This window comes from Streptomyces sp. NPDC058653 (assembly GCF_042716895.1).
In the GTDB taxonomy this organism is placed as follows: Bacteria; Actinomycetota; Actinomycetes; order Streptomycetales; family Streptomycetaceae; genus Streptomyces.
This window is the reverse complement of record NZ_JBHXRM010000002.1, coordinates 55,060-71,007: the sequence shown is the minus strand read 5'-3', so window position 1 is coordinate 71,007 and position 15,948 is coordinate 55,060. Positions and strand designations below refer to the sequence as shown.

General features: G+C 71.6%; 18 protein-coding genes. 4 read left to right on the top strand and 14 right to left on the bottom strand.

The genetic code is table 11. The features are described from left to right. Window positions 1-44: 44 nt before the first annotated feature. The 4 genes from ACFWU9_RS02010 to ACFWU9_RS01995 all read right to left on the bottom strand — a co-directional run bounded on the left by ACFWU9_RS02010 (window position 45) and on the right by ACFWU9_RS01995 (window position 4,001). Window positions 45-869 carry a GntR family transcriptional regulator gene (locus ACFWU9_RS02010; RefSeq protein WP_384313933.1) on the bottom strand — a complete coding sequence of 275 codons (825 nt, stop codon included), beginning with the start codon at window positions 867-869 and terminating at the stop codon, window positions 45-47. Between the two features lie 94 nt (window positions 870-963). After that, complete coding sequence (locus ACFWU9_RS02005; protein WP_384313931.1) at window positions 964-2,211, bottom strand: GNAT family N-acetyltransferase; 1,248 nt, start codon at window positions 2,209-2,211, stop codon at window positions 964-966. Window positions 2,212-2,267: 56 nt separating this feature from the next. Further along, entirely contained in the window at window positions 2,268-3,365 is a 1,098-nt protein-coding gene (locus ACFWU9_RS02000) for an asparaginase (RefSeq protein ID WP_384313929.1), read from the bottom strand. Window positions 3,366-3,410: 45 nt separating this feature from the next. Further along, a complete protein-coding gene (locus ACFWU9_RS01995) occupies window positions 3,411-4,001 on the bottom strand; it encodes an ABC transporter substrate-binding protein (RefSeq protein WP_384313927.1) in 591 nt (196 codons plus the stop codon). A gap of 124 nt (window positions 4,002-4,125) precedes the next feature. Here ACFWU9_RS01995 and dtd point away from each other — a divergent pair, with 124 nt between their 5' ends. Further along, window positions 4,126-4,563 carry a D-aminoacyl-tRNA deacylase gene (gene dtd / locus ACFWU9_RS01990; RefSeq protein WP_384313925.1) on the top strand — a complete coding sequence of 146 codons (438 nt, stop codon included), beginning with the start codon at window positions 4,126-4,128 and terminating at the stop codon, window positions 4,561-4,563. Between the two features lie 70 nt (window positions 4,564-4,633). On the opposite strand, the gene ACFWU9_RS01985 is transcribed toward dtd, so the two are convergent. Genes ACFWU9_RS01985 through ACFWU9_RS01975 form a run of 3 tightly spaced genes read right to left on the bottom strand, consistent with a single transcriptional unit; the run spans window position 4,634 to window position 6,689 of the window. Further along, window positions 4,634-5,614: a YgfZ/GcvT domain-containing protein gene (locus ACFWU9_RS01985; protein WP_384313923.1), complete on the bottom strand. Its 981-nt coding sequence runs from the start codon at window positions 5,612-5,614 to the stop codon at window positions 4,634-4,636. A gap of 21 nt (window positions 5,615-5,635) precedes the next feature. After that, window positions 5,636-6,073: a Fur family transcriptional regulator gene (locus tag ACFWU9_RS01980; protein WP_384313921.1), complete on the bottom strand. Its 438-nt coding sequence runs from the start codon at window positions 6,071-6,073 to the stop codon at window positions 5,636-5,638. A gap of 43 nt (window positions 6,074-6,116) precedes the next feature. Continuing rightward, the gene (locus tag ACFWU9_RS01975; RefSeq protein WP_384313919.1) at window positions 6,117-6,689 is read right to left on the bottom strand and encodes an FABP family protein; all 573 of its coding nucleotides are present in this window, start codon (window positions 6,687-6,689) and stop codon (window positions 6,117-6,119) included. A 348-nt stretch (window positions 6,690-7,037) separates the two neighbouring features. On the opposite strand from ACFWU9_RS01975, the gene ACFWU9_RS01970 reads away from it, so the two are divergent. Beyond that, on the top strand, window positions 7,038-7,400 hold the full coding sequence (locus ACFWU9_RS01970; RefSeq protein ID WP_384313917.1) for a DsrE family protein: 363 nt from the start codon (window positions 7,038-7,040) through the stop codon (window positions 7,398-7,400). 350 nt (window positions 7,401-7,750) lie between these two features. Here the strand turns inward: ACFWU9_RS01970 and ACFWU9_RS01965 are convergent, their stop codons facing one another. The 7 genes from ACFWU9_RS01965 to ACFWU9_RS01935 form a co-directional block, all read right to left on the bottom strand. Further along, window positions 7,751-8,035 carry a DUF3099 domain-containing protein gene (locus tag ACFWU9_RS01965; protein ID WP_384313915.1) on the bottom strand — a complete coding sequence of 95 codons (285 nt, stop codon included), beginning with the start codon at window positions 8,033-8,035 and terminating at the stop codon, window positions 7,751-7,753. A gap of 110 nt (window positions 8,036-8,145) precedes the next feature. After that, entirely contained in the window at window positions 8,146-8,433 is a 288-nt protein-coding gene (locus tag ACFWU9_RS01960; RefSeq protein WP_384313913.1) for a DUF1416 domain-containing protein, read from the bottom strand. Window positions 8,434-8,534: 101 nt separating this feature from the next. Beyond that, window positions 8,535-9,374 carry a sulfurtransferase gene (locus ACFWU9_RS01955; protein ID WP_384313911.1) on the bottom strand — a complete coding sequence of 280 codons (840 nt, stop codon included), beginning with the start codon at window positions 9,372-9,374 and terminating at the stop codon, window positions 8,535-8,537. A 145-nt stretch (window positions 9,375-9,519) separates the two neighbouring features. Further along, complete coding sequence (locus tag ACFWU9_RS01950) at window positions 9,520-9,627, bottom strand: putative leader peptide (RefSeq protein WP_023540667.1); 108 nt, start codon at window positions 9,625-9,627, stop codon at window positions 9,520-9,522. 1,320 nt (window positions 9,628-10,947) lie between these two features. Further along, window positions 10,948-11,694, bottom strand: coding sequence for a DUF2993 domain-containing protein (locus ACFWU9_RS01945; RefSeq protein WP_384313909.1), 747 nt, complete (start codon window positions 11,692-11,694; stop codon window positions 10,948-10,950). 253 nt (window positions 11,695-11,947) lie between these two features. Beyond that, window positions 11,948-13,306, bottom strand: a complete 1,359-nt coding sequence (locus ACFWU9_RS01940; RefSeq protein WP_384313907.1) for a hypothetical protein — start codon at window positions 13,304-13,306, stop codon at window positions 11,948-11,950. Window positions 13,307-13,316: 10 nt separating this feature from the next. Then, the gene (locus ACFWU9_RS01935) at window positions 13,317-13,571 is read right to left on the bottom strand and encodes a MoaD/ThiS family protein (protein WP_189110565.1); all 255 of its coding nucleotides are present in this window, start codon (window positions 13,569-13,571) and stop codon (window positions 13,317-13,319) included. A 401-nt stretch (window positions 13,572-13,972) separates the two neighbouring features. On the opposite strand from ACFWU9_RS01935, the gene ACFWU9_RS01930 reads away from it, so the two are divergent. Together ACFWU9_RS01930 and ACFWU9_RS01925 are read left to right on the top strand one after the other, a co-directional pair. Next, the gene (locus tag ACFWU9_RS01930) at window positions 13,973-14,875 is read left to right on the top strand and encodes a response regulator transcription factor (protein WP_384313905.1); all 903 of its coding nucleotides are present in this window, start codon (window positions 13,973-13,975) and stop codon (window positions 14,873-14,875) included. Between the two features lie 24 nt (window positions 14,876-14,899). Continuing rightward, window positions 14,900-15,922 (top strand): LacI family DNA-binding transcriptional regulator, encoded by a 1,023-nt coding sequence (locus tag ACFWU9_RS01925; protein WP_384313903.1) that lies wholly within the window; start codon window positions 14,900-14,902, stop codon window positions 15,920-15,922. Window positions 15,923-15,948: the final 26 nt, after the last annotated feature.

Here is a 15,948-nt window from a genome sequence, read left to right as displayed (position 1 = left end):
CGGGCTCTGAGGCGGGCCGGAAGGCGGCCGGCAGCGCGCGGTGTTCAACTCAGGTCGAGGTCGGTGGCGATGGTCGTCCAGAGCGCCTCGAACCAGACCTGCGACTGTTCGACGAACGCCTGGTCCCGATGGGGCTTCCCGGCTTCCGCCCCGAACGAGAAGAGCAGCGACTCGCTCCCCAGCGCGTCGTACAACGCCACAGGCCTGCGGTCGATCTCCGTCTCGCGCTCCGTCACCCGGTAGTACGCGAACAGCGCCTCACTGCCGTTGATGAGATACAGCTTCACCGGCGGGGTGAAGGGCAACGCCTTGAACTCCACGTCCACGTCGATGTCGTGGGCCGAGCCCAGCTCGCGCAGATGGTCCCGGAGAACGGTGCCGTGCGCGTTGCGCATCTGTAGCCAGCGCCGGTGGACGGGATCGGCCTCCTCTGGGCTGCTGATCATCCGGGGAAAAGCCAGGTTGATGTCCCGGTTGGGCATCAGCACACGCACCTTGACCGTGGCGGGCACTGACTTGCGGGTGCAGATGAGTCTGCACTGCTCGCCAAAAGCCATGTTCAGCGATTCCGCGGTGAGACAGATGGCGTCCAACCGGACGTGCTCGGCGCCGAAGGCCGCGTCGATCCGGGGGCCCAGCACCACCAACGTCGGGCGAGGGGTGCCGTCCGCCGCCTCCGCGCCAGCGACGCGGGCCGGCGCTCCTCGGGTGGGCTCGGTGAGCCGCCCCTCCTCCTGGAGGATCTTCAGGGCCCCCCGCACGACACCGCGCTGCACCTCGAACTCCTTGACCAGGGCGGCCTGCGTGGGCATGGCGTCGCCGACGGGGAGTTCACCGGAGTCAATCCGGTCGCGGAGAACCTCCGCCATTTCCTCCGGTGTCGTCCTGGCCCTGCCGCTCGGTGCGCCGCCTTCAGGGTTCACCATCCCGACGCTACAACCTCCGTGCGCCTGACGTGAGTTGTCAGAAAATGTCCGGGCACCACGGTCGGCGGGACGTGCGGAACAGCGCGTCCGTGCGGGACGCCGCGTGGGGCCTGTCCTCCGTCAGCGTGCCCAGCGCCGACAGCCGGACCGCCGACTCGTCCCCCAGGTACAGCGCCCCCAACTCCCGGACGTCCAGCGTCAGATCCGGCGATTCGGTGGTCGGGGCGCATGTGGTGCCCTCGGGGGTGGTGTCCAGGCGGAAGCAGCCCGAGGCCAGGGACGCGCGGTCGTGGACATCCAGGACCAGGGAGCCGGAGGCCGCGTACCTACGGGACTCCAGCGCCCGTACGGTGTCCAGGATCCGCACCCACAGGAAGTCCGCCTGCGTGACGATCCTGGCCGCGCGCGGGTCCGGCAGGAAGAACGGGAGCAGGTCGTCGGGGGCGCGGTAGCCGGTGCGGACCGTTTTGATCCAGTCGATCGAGCAGACGTAACCCCACAGGGCGCGCTCCGCCGCCGGCGTCACGCCGATCGCGTCGACCACCGTGGCCGTGTTCAGAGGCTGTTTGGCGTCGCCCCACGCCTCGTCCGCCCGGTACGTCAGCATCCCCTCGACCTCGCCCGACGCCGTCCGGTACACCGCGTGGAACGGCTCGATCCAGGGCCCGCGGTGCCAGGGCGCCGCGCTCGTGAAGCCCTGCCACCACTGGTCGTCGCGGCTGATCACACCGTGCCTGGCCGAGCGCAGCCGGTCGTGGAGCGCGGGGCCCAGCTTCCGTACGGTCGCGCCGTCGACCAGGTCGATCCGCCCGCCGTCGTCCGGCTGCCCGGAGCGGCGCGGGTCCAGGCCCGCGCGCGGCACGTCGATGGACCAGTCGGTGGTCCAGGCGGCCGGGCCGAAGCCGTACCGCCCGTAGATCGGGTACTCCGCCGCGATCAGCGTGGCCACGACGTCGCCGCGCTCCTTCGCCTCCGCCAGATCGTCGCCGATCATGCGGCTGAGCAGCCCGCGGCGTCGATGCGTGGACGAGACCGTGACGTTGGTGATCGCGTTGGCGGGGAGCGGCGCGCCGCCCACGGCGGTCAGTTCCTGCGCGAAGGTGCGGTACGTCGCCACGCACCGGCCGTCGTCGAAGGCGCCCCGCATCCGGCTCGCGTCCAGGGTCGGCCGGCGCTCCTCGGCCTCCTTCTCGCTCACCGAGGGCGCCCTGAGGAAGCCGGTGTTCAGGGCGCGCAGCCAGTCGGGGAGTTCGGATTCGCGGATCACTCGGACGTCGATGGCCATGATCCGTACGCTAAACAGAAGAGGGACGGAAAGTCCTCCGGTTTTTCGCGGCGCCCTCAGAACACCGTCCGGACCTCGCCGACCTCCGCGTCGCCCCCCATCAGCGGCGCCCGCCCGATCCGGGCCAGCACCGGGCTCTCCACCCCGAGCAGTCTCAGCGCCCGCGCCAGTACCGGCCCCAGCGCGCGCGGCCCGCCGTCGTCCACCTTGAACGCCAGCGCGCGGCCGTCCGCCAGCGCCACCGCCTGCACGGCCTCCGCGCCCATCTTCGAGAGCGTGCCTGGCACCTCGCGCATCAGCCAGGTGTCGGTCCTGCGCGTACCGGCCACGTACTCCGGATGCGCGCGCATCGCGTCCGCGACCCGGCGCTCGGGACTGCCGGGCTCGGCGAGTACGAAGTGGCGGAAGGCGCGGGCGAGTCCGGTGAGGCCGATGGCCATCAGCGGGGCGCCGCAGCCGTCCGTACCGATCGCCGCGACCCGCTCCCCCGACGCCTCCTCGACCACGTCGGCGACGAGCCGCTGCAACGGATGGGACGGTTCCAGATAGGTGCCGAGCTGCCAGTCGTTCTCCACACAGGCCGCCAGCATCGCCGCGTGCTTGCCCGAGCAGTTCATGGTGACGCGGTCCCTGACCCGCCCCGCCGCCAGATACCTCTCGGCCTCGACCCGGTCCAGCGGGAGATCGGCCGGGTTCAGCAGATCGTCCGCCGTCAGTCCCGACTCGGAGAGCATCCTCTGTACGAGATCGAGGTGGAACGCCTCGCCGGAGTGGCTCGCCGCCGCCAACGCCAGCCGCTCGCCGGTCAGTTGGGCCCCGGCACGCAGGACGGCGGCGGCCTGGAGGGGCTTGTTGCTGGAGCGCGGGAAGACCGGCACGTCCACGTCGCCGAGCGCGAACTCGACACCCCCGTCGGCCGCGAGCAGCACCAGCGAGCCCCGGTGCCTGCCCTCCACGAAACCGGACCGCACGACCTCCGCGAGAACCGGGGACACGGCATCGGGAGCGGCGGGGAGCGGTCCGGCGTCGGTGACCGTGGCGTCGGTGACCGTGGAGGTGGCCGCGGGCGTGTTCCCGGCTGCTGGCGTGTTCCCGGGCGCGGGCGTGCTCCCGGCCGGGGGCGTGGTCGTGGGCGTGGTCCTGCGAGTCGTCATCATCGGCCTTCCGGGCGGGGACCGCTCCGGAAGGCAGTCATGGCATTACGTGAGCAGGTCGTCTACTTGTGCTTCGCCTTCACGGTACCTGCGCGCGATCTCCGCGCTGCACTCGTCCGCCGTCCGTTGGAGAAGATGACGCCGCCGCGAAACCTGCTGCTCATGCCGGACAAGCCTGCCCATCGCCGCGTGCAGCTCCTCGTCCGTACGGGCTGCCAGGTCGGAGAGCTCCACCTCGGCGAGCGCTTCGGCGGCCAGCAGTCGGAACTCCTCGTTCCGGGGTGTGGAAAGAGTCACATGCCGCGCCGACGACCGGTGGAGCGAGGGAGTGTCCGCCAGGATCTCGGAGAGCCGGTCCACGACCGGAGTCTCGGGCGCCGCCCGGCGCGCCAGTTCGGCCCGCAGGATGTCGATACGGCCCTGGAGCAGCCGGCGCAGATAGCTGAGGTCGGCCTCGTCGCGCGTCGCGTCCCGGCGCAGGGCCCGCAACTCGGGCAGCCGCAGGGCGTTCTCACCGCCCGGCGCCCGCTGTGCCGGTGGCCGGACCGTCGCCGCACCGGCACCGGCGCCCCTGCCGGACGTCGTACCGATGATGGGTACAGGACCGGGCGACTGCCCGGCACCAGATGTGCTCATGCGCGCTTACTTCCCCTCGCTCCGCCTGCGTGCATCGTGCCACTCCTGCACGTGCACATGCAGGCGATCTGCACCCGTTCGGCCCTGGATGGGCGCACGACGGGCCCTGGATAGGTTGGTCCGTATGCGAGCAGTGGTGCAGAGAGTCGACGGCGCGAGTGTCGCCGTGGTGACGGAGTCGGGGACCGAGACGGTCGGCGAGATCGAGGGCGAGGGGCTGTGTGTGCTGGTGGGAGTCGCCCATGAGGACACGAGGGAGAAAGCGGCCCAACTGGCCCGCAAACTCTGGACGCTGCGGATTCTCGCGGACGAGAAGTCCTGCTCGGAGGCGGACGCACCCCTCCTGGTGATTTCTCAGTTCACCCTCTACGGGGACGCCCGCAAGGGCCGCCGCCCCACCTGGAACGCCGCGGCGCCGGGCGCGATCGCCGAACCGCTCGTCGACGAGGTCGTGGCGCGGCTGCGTGAACTGGGGGCGAGGGTCGAGACGGGCCGGTTCGGAGCGGACATGCGCGTCACGCTCACGAACCAGGGCCCGTTCACGGTGCAGTTGGAGATGTGAGCGGGCGCCCGCCGGGCGAGCACGTGCCGTTGCACGTGCGAGGAGGGAGACAGGAGGCCCGGGCGTCCGCTCAGGCCTCCACGACCACTTCCTGCGCGGCCGGTGTGTTCCCCGCCATCAGCGGCGCGTCCAACGGCACATTGCGCTTGACCAGGGCCAGCGCGATGGGCCCCAGCTCATGGTGGCGGGCCGAGGACGTGATGAAGCCGAGCTGCCGGCCGTCCTCGCCGTCGGCGGCGAGCCGTACGGGCGTACCGTGCCCGGGCAGCACCACCTCGCTCCCGTCCAGGTGCAGGAAGACCAGCCGGCGCGGCGGCTTCCCCAGGTTCTGCACGCGCGCGACCGTCTCCTGGCCCCGGTAGCAGCCCTTCTCCAGATGGACGGCGCTGCCGATCAGGCCCAGCTCGTGCGGGATGGTGCGGTGGTCGGTCTCGAAGTTCAGCCGGGGCCGGTGCCCCTCGACGCGCAGCGCCTCGTACGCCAGAATCCCGGCCGGCGGGCCGTTCAGCCGCGCGTACGACTCCAGGTCCGCGCGCGGCAGGAAGATGTCGCGGCCGTACGGCGTCTCCCGTACGGCGGCACCCTCCGGCGCCTCCGCGATGGACCCGGCCGGCACGTGGACCACGGCGAAGTCGTCCGTACGGTCGGCGACCTCCACGCGGTAGAAGAACTTCATCGACTCCAGATAGGCGACCAGTTCCTCGCGCGTGCCGGGCTCGACATGCGCCCAGACCGTCTCGCCGTCGTCCACGAGATACAGGGCGTGCTCGATATGGCCGTTCGCGGAGAGGATCAGCGCGTCGGTCGCCCGGCCGGCGGGCAGTTCGCTGACGTGCTGGGTGAGCAGCAGATGGAGCCAGCTCAGCCGGTCGTCGCCGGTGACGGCGACGACGCCGCGGTGCGAGAGGTCCACCAGACCCTTGCCGTCGGCGAGCGCGCGTTGTTCGCGGAACAGATCGCCGTAGTGGGCGGCGACACCTTCGTCCTGTCCTTCGGCGGCCACGGCACCGGGCAGGGAGAGGAGCGGGCTGGTCGTTGACTGTCGCTGCATACCGACAAGCGTACGACCCGGCTACGAGTCGCCGCTCGCCGCGCGGGCGGTGCAGTTGCGGCAGCTGCCGAAGATCGCGAAGTGCTTCATGTCCGTCGTGAAGCCGAACGTGTCGCGGAGCTTGTCGGTGAAGTCGGCGGCGACCGTCACGTCCGCCTCGATGACATTCGTGCAGTCGCGGCAGACCAGATGGATGTGGTGGTGCCGGTCCGCGAGGTGGTACGTCGGCGCGCCGTGCCCCAGATGCGCGTGCGAGACCAGGTCGAGCTCCTCCAGCAGCTCCAGCGTCCGGTAGACGGTGGAGATGTTCACGCCGGAGGCCGTCTTGCGTACCTCGACGAGGATGTCGTCCGGAGTCGCGTGCTCCAGGGTGTCGACGGCTTCGAGGACAAGCTGGCGCTGCGGGGTCAGGCGGTAGCCGCGCTGCCTCAGGTCACTCTTCCAGTCGGTGCTCACCACGCACCCAGTGTAGGCAGCGCGGGCCGCGCGCGGGCCGGTCCAACTATTTGAAGAACGCGATCCCGTCGTCCGGAAGATCGCCGAGGTCCTTGGCCCAGGCCGCGACCTGCTCCGGCGAGACGACCTTCTTCAGATGCGCGGACATGTACGCGCGCAGCGGCACCTCGGGCGTGGACTTCTCGCCGACCCACATCAGGTCGCTGTTGACGTACCCGTAGAGCCGCTTGCCGCCGTTGTACGGGCCGGCCGACGCCGTACGCGCGACCGCGTCCGTGACGAGATCGATCTGCGGCTTCTGGTCGGCGAGCTCCCCGTACCAGATCTCCACGACGCCCTGGTCGCGGACCATGACGACCTCGACCTTGCGGTCCTTGTCGATGCGCCAGAAGCCGGACTCGGACTCGATGGGGCGGAGCTTCTTGCCGTCGGCGTCGAGCGCCCAGGTGTGCGAGGCGTACTCGATGAAGTCCCGGCCGTCGTGGCTGAAGGAGACTTCCTGGCCGAAGTTGGCCTTCTCCTCACCGGGGAAGTCGAAGACGCCCACGCCCTCCCAGTCACCGAGGAGGAAGGCGAGCGGAACAAGGTCCGGGTTGAGGTCGGACGGGATCTCGATCATGAGCAGCTCAGGCGATCTGTAGGAATTCGGGTGGAGGAGGAGCGGGGTGGTGAGGGGGGAGCGCCGGGCGGCCGGGGGCCGGCCTCGGTCAGTGCTGCCCCTGGTACAGCTTCTTCACGACCAGCACGGCGAAAGCGAGGACGCCCACCACGATCAGGGCCAGCAGGGCGGAGAAGAAGTCCTCAAGCACGGGGTGCTCCTCGAAGGGCGTCGGGGCGTGGTGGGCGGGTCCCCAGCCTAATGGGTGGGAACCGGCCTCTCCGTGCGAGGTGCGCGGGGGGCGGCGGGGGGTGGACCGGCGGGACGGGGCCGGGGCCCGGCGTACGACCGCGCATTACAGTTCGGGCCATGGCGAAGAAGCTCGTGATCAAGGTAACCGCAGGCGCCGACGCCCCGGAGCGCTGCTCGCAGGCCTTCACCGTGGCGGCGGTCGCGGTGGCCAGTGGTGTGGAGGTCTCCCTCTGGCTGACCGGCGAGTCCGCGTGGTTCGCGCTGCCGGGACGTGCCGCCACGTTCGAGCTGCCGCACGCCGCGCCGCTCCCGGAGCTGATCGAGTCGATCCGGTCGGCGGGCCGGATCACGCTGTGCACGCAGTGCGCGGCGCGGCGGGACATCGGGGAGAAGGACGTGCTGGAGGGCGTACGGATCGCGGGCGCGCAGGTGTTCGTCAGCGAGGCGATGGCGGACGACGTACAGGCGCTCGTCTACTGACGTGCGGGGGGGGCGGGGCTTCCGTACGGTCCGTTCACCGGGACGCGCCGGGTGCGACGGGACGCGCGGCACCCCGCTAGGACCGACGGGGGCGCGCCGGACGCGCCGGGGTGCGACGGGATCGCCGTGCCCCGGCGAGGACCGACCGGGACGCGCCGCGACGCGCCGGGCGCGACCGGTACGACGGAGTGCGCCGTACACCCCGCTCGGACCCACAGGGCCGTATCACGGTCGAGGAGGCACGTAAGCGCTCCGTCCGCGACGGCGACGACGCTGCTGCTCGCGGTGGTCGCGCAGCGGGATGGGCCGACCGGGGCACGGGGGGGCGGGGACGGGGGCCGGGGGGCCGTTCACTTCGGTGGCTGCGGCGGCTTCTTCTTGCCGTCGAGCTCGTCCCACCACTCGTCCGACTTCGGATCGCCCGACGGCTCGTCCGGCGGCTCGTCCCACCAGCGGTCGTCGGGTCCGCGCCTGTTCGCGACGATCGCCGCGACCGGCGGGATGGCCATGGCGACCACGCACATGCCGATCGCGGCCGGCACCGACCACAGGCGTACGAACGCCCAGGCGGAGACGAACAGGGCGATGCACACGCCCATCAGCACGAAGTAGCTGCGACGGCGCCGCGAATACATACATTGAGCTTACGACGGCACGAAGGACCGCGCCCCGTCTGTGGAAGCGTCCAACTCCCGTGGGGCGCGGCCCTTCGGCCGCTCGTGTCGCGCCCGGACCGTGATCCGGCTCAGACGGCGATGGCCACCTCGGCCAGTCCGCCGGTCCGCGCGACGACCGTACGGTCCGCCGTGGCACCCGGCACGAGGGCCCGCACGGTCCACGTGCCCTCGGCCGCGTAGAAGCGGAACTGTCCGGTCGCCGAGGTCGGTACCTCCGCGGTGAATTCTCCGGTCGAGTCCAGCAGGCGTACGTAGCCGGTGACGGGCTCGCCGTCACGGGTCACGGAACCCTGGATGGTGGTCTCACCGGGCTTGATCGTCGAGGGGTCCGGGCCGCCGGCCTTCGCTCCGCACATAGGGATCTGTCCTCCGAGTCAGGCAGCTGGTCTCGCGGGATGGTCCGGGCGTCCCCGACCGGCGTGCCGGTCGGGGCTCCGGGCGTCGGGGCAGGGCAGGTTTACTTGGCCGCGCCGAGCTCGATCGGCACGCCGACGAGGGAGCCGTACTCGGTCCAGGAACCGTCGTAGTTCTTGACGTTCTCCTGGCCGAGCAGCTCGTGCAGCACGAACCAGGTGAGCGCGGAGCGCTCACCGATGCGGCAGTAGGCGATGGTGTCCTTCGCCAGGTCGACCTGCTCCTCCTCGTAGAGGGCCTTGAGCTCGTCGTCCGACTTGAAGGTGCCGTCGTCGTTGGCGTTCTTCGACCAGGGGATGTTGCGGGCGCTCGGCACGTGGCCGGGGCGCTGCGACTGCTCCTGCGGGAGGTGCGCCGGGGCGAGCAGCTTGCCGCTGAACTCGTCGGGCGAGCGCACGTCGACCAGGTTCAGGCTGCCGATCGCGGCGACGACGTCGTCACGGAAGGCGCGGATGGACGTGTCCTGCGGCTTGGCCTTGTACTGCGTGGCCGCGCGCTCGGGCACCGCGTCGACCAGGTCGCGCGAGTCCAGCTCCCACTTCTTGCGTCCGCCGTCGAGGAGCTTGACGCCCTCGTGGCCGTAGAGCTTGAAGTACCAGTAGGCGTACGACGCGAACCAGTTGTTGTTGCCGCCGTAGAGGATCACGAGGTCGTCGTTGCCGATGCCCTTCGCGGACAGGAGCTTCTCGAAGCCCTCCTGATCAACGAAGTCGCGGCGCACCGGGTCCTGGAGGTCCTGCTTCCAGTCGATGCGCACGGCGTTACGGATGTGGTTCTTCTCGTACGCCGAGGTGTCCTCGTCGACCTCGACGATGACGACCTTCGGGTCGTCGATGTGGGCCTCGACCCAGTCGGCGTCTACCAGGACGTCGCTGCGGCTCATGTGTTCTCCTCCGGGGCAGTGTGCGGCGGGTGGTGCGGGCGGCGGCGCCTTCCGGGCACGGGGGCGCGGCGGGCTGCGTACGGCACGGGGTGGCCCTGACATGGTCGAAGGGCCGGGGAGAGAAGGCGGGCTGGACGTGTCCCGCTCAGGCGGTGCGACAGAGCATGGCGGCGACGCGGCACAGGTCGACTGCCCGCCGCTTCGTGAGGTTCGCCTGTCCCCGCTGCTGGAGACCGCTGATGAAGCACTGCATGCGTCCGATCGTAGGGACGGATACGGTGCGGTGTCACCGACGTGTCGGATGATGAGACGCGATCGTCCAACACCCGGGACGACTCGCCTCCGCCGCCTGCGGTGACCCGCCCCCCAGGCCCCTCGAACGCCCGACGCATCTGCGTGATGGACATCCCCGTCTCACGATACGGCGCGTCAGGCGCCCGGGTTGGCGCACCCGTCGACCCGGCGCGCCACGCGGCGGGTCCGGGCCGTGGGCCCGGCAGGGGAACGCGTCAGCGCGTAACCGGCAAGCGGGAGTGCGCCCGCGGGCCAGCCGACCGGCAGGTCAGCGCGCCGACAGGCGAGCCCAGCAGCTCGCGAGCGGCCAGCAAGCGGTCGGGCAGGTTGCCGTGCCCGGCAGGAGAGCGCGGCAGCCCGTGAGCGTGCGCGGCGGGCAAGCCCGTCGGTCTGCCAGCCGACCCGCTGGCCAACGGGCCCGGCCCGCGCGGTCGACAGCACGGCGCGCCGGTACGGCAACCCAGAAACCCCGTCCGCCGCAAGCTCACCAACGCGTCAGGCGGCCGACACACCCGGCAGGGCAGCGCGTGAACGCGTAACCGGCAAGCCCGCCAGCCGGGCGGCACGGCGGCACGCCGATGCGGCAAGCCACAAACCCGTCCGCCGCAGGTTCGCCAACACGTCCTGCGGCGGCCGTACCCCGCAGAGCAGCGCGTCAGCGCGAAACCGGCAAGCCCGCCAGCTCATGAGCGCGCCCCGCAGATGAGCCCGTACGGCAGCCGAGCCCGCCAGCCGGGCGGCACGGCGGCACGCCAGCGCGGCGAGCCACAAACCCGTCCGCCGCAAGTTCGCCAACGCGTCGGGCGTACCCGGCAAGGCACCGCGTCAGCGCGTAACGCCAAGGTCGTCAGCTCATGAGCGCGCCCCGCAAATGAGCTTGTACGGCAGCCGAGCCCGCCAGCCGGGCGGCGCGGCGCGCCGGTGCGCCGAGCCACAAACCCTATCCGCCGCAGGTTCGCCAACACGTCAGGCAGCGGGCGTACCCGGCGGGTCTGCGCGGCCAGCAGAGGAGCGCGTCAGCGCGTAACCGGCATGCCCGGCAGCTCGTGAGCGTCCCCCGCAGGTGAGCCCGTACGGCAGTCGAGTCCGCCAGCCGACGGCGCGGCGGCGCGCCCCGCCGTAGGCCCGTCGACGCGTCGGGCGGGCGGCGTAGCCGGCCCGTCAGCCGCCGACGCGGCGAACCCAGCAACTCGTGAGTGCGCGGCCCCGCAGGACTGCCGGGCCCGGGTCCGGCAGTCCGCCGCAGTCGGCCAACGCCCACGCCCCGGACGCGGGTGCGTCAGTTCGTGAGGTCGACGTCCGTGCCCGTGCCCGAGAAGCGGAGGCCGTCCTTTGTCGACGTCGCCTTGTCCAGCGTGATCGTCGACGGCAGGCCGTCGATCTTCAGGTCGTAGTCCACGACGTCCCTCAGCTTGTCGTCCACACCCGGCACCGGCAGCTTGGGGAGGTCCTCGGCGCGCAGGCGGACCGTGTCGCCGTTCTCCAGCGAGACCGTGCTGTAGGTCGTGAAGTCTTCCTTCAGCAGGCCCTTGAGGGCGTTCGGTACGTCGATGCCCGCGCCCTCCGCCAGCTCGTCCAGCGGTCCCGAGACCTTGACCTGGCCCTTCGCCGCGCGCTCGGGCCCCGCGTAGCCGACCGTCGCGCCCTTCGGCGCGGACTTGGTGAGGTCCTCGTACGAGATCAGCGCCGAGCCCTCCGCGCTGCCCGCGATCGCCGACGAGAAGCTGCTGTTCACCCGTACGTCCCGCAGCTCGGCCCTCACCTCGGTCACCTCGACCTCACGGCCCTCGGCCGTGGCGGTTATCCCGCCGACGCTGACCTCGATCTCGTCCAGCGAGTTGCCCAGGACCTGGGTGAGGAAGGGGAAGCCCTTGATCGACACGTCGGGCTCGCTGCCGAGTCCCTGGCTGCTCTTGATCTTGCTCGCCGCCTCGGTCTCCGCGAAGTACACGGCGGCCCGGTCGGCGGCGACGAACAGCCCGCCGAGGATCACGACGACGATCAACAGAATTCGCAGTGCGCGCATTGCTCGGTGTCCCCCACCCTGGTCGTACCGGCCCCCATGACGACCGTGAGCCTAGTAGCAGCGCCGATCGCTCCGGACATGCGGATCCCGGATGAACTCGGACGATCCGGGTCGATCCCGGACGATCTCGAACGCGGTCGATGCGCCGACCGCACCTGGCTCGACGTCCGCGGCGGTGGTTCGGTTCCCGGGGGCGGCTCCCCGCGCCCGTCGGACGGACCGCCCGCGCGGCCCGTCCGGCAACGGCCCGGGATCAGGCCAGCGCCCGTCCGAGCAGGTAGATCGCGGGCACGGCCATCGTCAGCGGCAGCGCGACCCCGGCCGTCATGTGGACGAAGCGCGACGGGTAGTCGTAGCTCGCCACCCGCAGCCCGATCAGCGCGCAGACACCGGCCCCGAGACCGAGGAGCGCGCCCTGGCCGCCGATGTCGGTCATTCCGCCCACCGCGACCCCGGCCCCGGCGGCGGCCGCGAGCGCGACCACGATCGAGACGGGGCCCGGCAGCGGGAGCGCGCGGGCGACGGTCGCGGCGGCGACGGCGATCGCGCCGACCGTCACGGCGTCCGCGGTGACCGCGAGATTCCCGGTGGCGATGATGGCGAGCGAGGCGGAGGCGACGGTGGCCATCAGGCCCTGCATCCGTTCGTCGGCCCCCGCGTAGCTGCGCAGTTGGAGCACGACCGTGAGCAGCACCCACGCGCCGAGGGTGCCGAGGATCGCCGCGAGCGTGTGCTCCTCGTCGACGCCGAGCACCGCGACGTCGGCGACGAGCGCGCCGGCGAAGGCGAGCGCGATGCCCTGGCGGGCGGGCCACATGCCGTTCAGCCGGAACCACCCGGCGGCGGTGACGGCCTGGAGGATGACGAGCGGGACGGCCAGCGCGTACGGGCCGACGGCCGCGCCGCCCGCCAGCAGCAGGCCGAGCAGGGCGGTCAGCCCGGCGGGCTGGATGCCGGGCGGGATGATCGGTGAGCGGCCCTCGGCGCGGGCGCGCTGGGCATCGGTGATGCGCGCGTTGCCCATGGTGATGGGCGCGCCGTAGCTGTCGGCGGGGGCGGCCGGGGCGCCGGGACCCGTGGCGGGGACGGCGCGCGCGGGCGCGGGCTCCGGGGCGGCGGCCTGGAACGGCGCCTGGACCGGCTGCTGGTACGGCGGGTGACCGTCGGCCGGCACCTCCGGCGGCAGCGGGTGCGCGCCGGACTGCTGCGGCAGATAGGCCGTCTCGGCGGCGGCCTGGTGCCCCTGGTTCGACGGGTGGGGCGACGGATGGGGCGACGGATGGGGCTGCTGGTACTGGACCTGCGGCTGGTACTGCGTGTCCCAGGTCTGGCCCTCCCAGGTCTGCGCGCCCTGCCCGCCGCCGGGCTCCTGGTACGCCGGTTCCGGGTACGAGGGCTCCGGAAAGGACGGCGCCGGGTACGACGGTTCCTGGTACGGCGCCTGATGGGGGTCGTACGGCTGGGCCGGTCCCGGTACGCCGTACTGCTGCTGCCCGTACTGCTCGGAGTCGTAACTCCGGCCGTGCCCCTGCCGTCCGTGCCCCTGCTGCCCCTGGCCCTGCCGGCCCTGCTGCCCGTGCCCGCGATACTGGTCGTGCTGGTCGTCGCTCATGCTCTGCTGTTCACCCTCCTGCGAACGGCGGGAGCACTTCGACCGTGCCGCCCTCGGCAAGCCGTACGGTCTCATGCCCGCGGGTCCCGACGGGGTCACCGTCGACGAGGAACGAACACCTCTGGAGTACGCGGACCAGCTCACCCGGGTGTTTCTCCCGGGCCACGTCGAGCGCCTGAGCCAGATTGTCCGCCGCGTAAGGCTCTTCGGCGACGCCCGCCGCCGCCTTGGCCGCGGCCCAGTAACGGATGGTTCCCGCTGCCATGGCGCACTCCTCCCGCTAATTTCTCGGCAATATTCCCGTAGGAATCCGTTGGATTCCGCCGGCTCCCCATGATGGCCGATCCCCAGCCCCGCCACGGCATCCAGGCTTCCCGGGGCCGCCGCGGAGCAGGCGGGCGGATCGATGACTCGCTGTTCGCACCCTCTGACAGCGAGCGCCCGTGGGTTATTCTCCTCCGGAGAGGATCCGGGCAATGTAGCCCCCGGGTCCTTTTGCGCTTTCCGACCCCCGGGCGCGGGCCGGACCAGCGGTGCCACATACGCCCCCACCCCCTCACAGGTGTGGGAGGTGCCCCCTTGCAGGGACCGAGGAGGAACCGACGTAATGGGCGAACCAACGATGCAGACATGTGAATACTGTCCGACCCAGGCAGGTGGACGGCGATGAGTTCTCTGCTGCTGCTCACGAACGCCCTCCAGCCGTCGACGGAGGTGCTGCCGGCCCTTGGGCTCCTTCTGCACCACGTACGGGTGGCGCCGGCCGAAGGGCCGGCCCTCGTCGACACCCCGGGCGCCGACGTCATACTGATCGACGGGCGGCGTGACCTCCCCCAGGTCCGCTCGCTCTGCCAGTTGCTGCGCTCCACCGGGCCCGGCTGCCCGCTGGTCCTCGTGGTGACCGAGGGCGGGCTCACCGCCGTCACCGCCGACTGGGGCTTCGACGACGTCCTGCTCGACACCGCGGGACCGGCCGAGGTCGAGGCGCGGCTGCGGCTGGCCACCGGGCGTCAGCAGATCTCGACCGACGACTCACCGATGGAGATCCGCAACGGTGACCTCTCGGTGGACGAGGCGACCTACAGCGCGAAGCTGAAGGGGCGGGTCCTGGACCTGACCTTCAAGGAGTTCGAGCTGATCAAGTATCTGGCGCAGCACCCGGGCCGGGTGTTCACCCGCGCCCAGCTGCTCCAAGAGGTCTGGGGCTACGACTACTTCGGCGGTACGAGGACGGTCGACGTCCACGTACGGCGACTGCGCGCGAAGCTCGGCCCCGAGCACGAGTCGCTGATCGGGACGGTCCGCAACGTCGGCTACCGCTTCGTCACCCCGGAGAAGGTCGAGCGGGCGGCGGAGGAGGCGAAGGCCAAGGCCATCGCGGAGGCCGCGGCCAAGGTCAAGGCGGTGCGGGCACCGTCCGACGCCCCGTCCGACCCGGCCCGCAAAGGCTCCGGCGAGGGCTCCCGCGAGGCCGCCAGGAGCACGCGCGGAACCGGGGACGAGGACACCACGCACTCGGCCGACACGTCCGAGGTACGCGAAGGGGCCGTCCGGCCTGCCGGGAGGTAGGTCACCCCGCGTAGACTGCCGCGCGTGGCCAAGGTGACGCGGGACGACGTGGCACGACTGGCGGGAACTTCGACCGCGGTCGTCAGTTACGTCATCAACAACGGACCGAGGCCGGTCGCCCCGGCCACGCGCGAGCGTGTACTCGCCGCGATCAAGGAGCTGGGCTACCGGCCCGACCGGGTCGCGCAGGCGATGGCGTCGCGGCGCACCGACCTCATAGGGGTCGTCGTGCCCGACGCGCGCCAGCCGTTCTTCGCGGAGATGGCGCACGCGGTCGAACAGGCCGCCGCCGAGCGCGGAAAGATGGTGCTCGTCGGCAACTCCGACTACCGCAACGAGCGCGAGGTCCACTATCTGCGGGCCTTCCTCGGTATGCGGGTGTCCGGGCTGATCCTGGTCAGCCAGGGCCCGAGCGAGCGCGCGGCGGCGGAGATAGAGGCGTGGGACGCCCGCGTCGTCCTGCTGCACGAACGGCCCGAGGGCATCGACGACGTCGCGGTCGTCACCGACGACATCGGCGGCGCCCAGCTGGCGACCCGTCATCTGCTGGAGCACGGCTATCCGTACGTGGCGTGCCTGGGCGGCGTCGAGTCGACACCGGTCGTCGGCGACCCGGTGACCGACCACGTCGAAGGCTGGCGCCGGGCGATGCGGGAGGCCGGTCTTCCGACGGAGGGCCGGCTCTTCAAGGCGCTCTACAACCGCTACGACGCGTACAACGTGGCCCTGACACTGCTGGCCGGCCCGGACCGGCCCCCGGCGATCTTCTGCTCCACCGACGACCAGGCGATCGGCGTCCTGCGCGCGGCCCGCGAACTGCGGATCGACGTCCCGGGCGAACTGGCGGTGGCGGGCTTCGACGACGTCAAGGAGGCGGCCCTCACGGACCCCCCTCTGACCACGGTCTCTTCCGACCGCCCGGCGATGGCCCGCGCGGCGGTGGACCTGGTACTGGACGACGGCCTCCGGGTGGCGGGCTCCCGCAGGGAACGGGTGAAGCAGTTCCCGTCGGCACTGATCGTCAGACGCTCGTGCGGGTGTTTCTGAGCGCGCCGGCGGGCCGACAGGCCTGT